The sequence below is a fragment of the Phenylobacterium sp. genome (genome assembly GCF_035276905.1).
Lineage (GTDB): Bacteria > Pseudomonadota > Alphaproteobacteria > Caulobacterales > Caulobacteraceae > Phenylobacterium.
The window spans coordinates 1-2,395 of record NZ_DATELG010000360.1 but is presented as its reverse complement, the minus strand read 5'-3'; the positions used below and the strand labels follow the sequence as shown (position 1 = coordinate 2,395).

The window sequence follows — 2,395 nt, the reverse complement described above, 5'->3', positions numbered from 1 at the left end:
GGCGACACGTCCGACAACGACGAGGCCTGCGCCGTGGCGGGGATCAAGGCGGCGGGCCTGACGCCGGGCGTCTAGAACACAGAGGGCGGGCTTTAGATGTGGATCGCCCGCCCGAGCGCCCTCAGCGCCGCCTCGCCGAGCGCCTCCGACTGGGTCGGGTGGGCATGGATCAGGCCGGCGGCGTCCTCCAGCACCGCGCCCATCTCGAGCAGGGCGGTCATCTCGCCGGAGAGCTCCGAGACGTGGCGGCCGACGGCGGCCAGCGCCAGGATGCGATGGTCGTCGGCGCGGGCGGCGATGCGGATGAAGCCGCCGTCGTCGTCGGCCTCCTGGCTGAGCGCGCGGCCGTTGGCGGCGAGCGGGAAGACCGCGGTCAGCACCTCGGGCCCGGGCTCGGGCCAGGCGCCGACGCTGACCACCTCGGGGGTGGTGAAGCAGACCGCGGGGATGGCCGCCGGATCGAACCGGCGCCGATGACCGGCGATGATCTCGGCCACCATTTCGCCCTGGGCGGAGGCCTTGTGCGCCAGCATCGGCTCGCCGACGAGGTCGCCGATCGCCCAGACATTGCGCATCGAGGTGGCGCAGCGGTCGTCGACCTTGACGAAGGCGCCGTCCATGTCGACCGCCATCCGCTCCAGGCCCCAGCCCTCGGTGCGCGGCCGCCGGCCGACGGTGACCAGCACCTTCTCCGCGGCGACGTGCAGCGTCTTGCCCTGGGCCGGCTCGACGGTCAGGCGGCCCTTCTCGAAGCCGGTGGCGCGCGCGTCGAGGTGGATCTCGATCTTCGCCCGGTCCAGGGCGCGGGCGATCGGGGCGGCGAGCGCGGCGTCGTACTGCGGCAGCACCCGCGCCTGGGCCTCGATTACGGTCACCTTCGATCCCAGTTCGGCGAAGGCCATGCCGAGCTCCAGCCCGATGTAGCCGGCGCCGATCACCGCCAGGGTCCTGGGCACGGCCGCCAGCGACAGCGCCTCGGTCGACGACAGCACGTCGCCGCCGAACGGCAGGTGCGGCAGGGCGACGGCTTCGGAGCCCGCCGCCAGGATCACGTGCTCGGCCTCGATGGTCTGGACGGCGCCGTCGGGCGCCGTGACCTCGCAGGTGCGGGCGTCCTGGAAGCTCGCCCAGCCGCGCACCACCTTGACCTTGGCGCGGCGCAGGAGGCCGCCGACGCCGTCGCTCAGCCGATCGACGACGCCGTCCTTCCAGCGCAGGGTCCGGCTGAAGTCGATGCCGACCTCGCCGTTCACCTTCAGGCCCAGCGGATTGTCGCCCTTCGCGCGGCGCAGCACGCCGAACTCGGCGGCCGCATGGATCAGCGCCTTCGACGGGATGCAGCCGCGGATCAGGCAGGTCCCGCCCAACCGGTCGGCCTCCACCAGCACGGTGTCGAGCCCCAGCTGGCCGGCGCGGATGGCGGCCACATAGCCCCCGGGGCCGCCGCCGATGATGAGGACCTGGACCCTGGAGGCCTGCGGGCTGGACGCGACCGGGCTCATCGGGCCTCCACGAACAACAGGGCCGGGGTCTCCAGCAGGCGCTTGATCGCCTGGACGAACTCGGCGGCGTCCCAGCCGTCGACCACCCGGTGATCGAAGGAGGACGACAGGTTCATCATCTTGCGGACGACCACGGCGCCCTCGACCACGACCGGCCGCTCGACGATCCGGTTGGGGCCGATGATCGCCACCTCCGGCCGGTTGATCACCGGCGTGGTGGCCAGCCCGCCGAGCGGGCCCAGGCTGGTGATGGTCAGGGTCGAGCCGGAGAGCTCCTCGCGCGCCGCCTTGCCGGCGCGGCAGGCCGAGGCGAGGCGCCCGATCTCGGCCGCCGCGGTCCACAGGTCCATCGCCTCGGCATGGCGCAGCACCGGCACGACCAGGCCGGTCGGGGTCTGCGTCGCCAGCCCCAGGTGGACGGGCGCCCAGCGGCGCACGATCCCGGCCTCGTCGTCGTAGGTGGCGTTGATCTGCGGGAAGCGGGGCAGGGTGCGGGTCACCGCGCGGATCAGGAACGGCAGCAGCGTCAGCCGCGGCCGGGCCGGGTCCTCGGCGTTCAGCTGGGCGCGCAGCCGCTCCAGCTCGGTGACGTCGACCTCCTCGATGTAGGAGAAGTGCGGAATCCGCCGCTTGGCCTCGCTCATCCGCTCGGCGATCTGCCGGCGCAGGCCGATCACCTTCACCTCCTCGACGCCGGTGCGCAGGGCGGGCAGGGACGACGGCGCGGCCAGGGCCTGGTCGCCGGCGGTGAGGTAGCGGTCGAGGTCCTCGCGCGTGATCCGGCCGGCAGGTCCCGTCCCCGGCACGAACTGCAGGCGCACGCCCCGCTCCTGCGCCCGGCGGCGCACCGCGGGGGAAGCCAGCGGATGGGCCGGCGCGCGGGCGGGCGGCGC

2 protein-coding genes are annotated in these 2,395 nt (G+C 74.0%); both read right to left on the bottom strand.

The features are described 5' to 3' along the window. Positions 1 to 92: 92 nt before the first annotated feature. Positions 93 to 1,502, bottom strand: coding sequence for a dihydrolipoyl dehydrogenase (lpdA, locus tag VJS38_RS17045; RefSeq protein ID WP_324089345.1), 1,410 nt, complete (start codon positions 1,500 to 1,502; stop codon positions 93 to 95). Next, positions 1,499 to 2,395, bottom strand: an 897-nt coding sequence (locus VJS38_RS17040) for a dihydrolipoamide acetyltransferase family protein (protein ID WP_324089344.1), incomplete at its 5' end; no start/stop codon positions are given. The genes lpdA and VJS38_RS17040, both read right to left, overlap by 4 nt.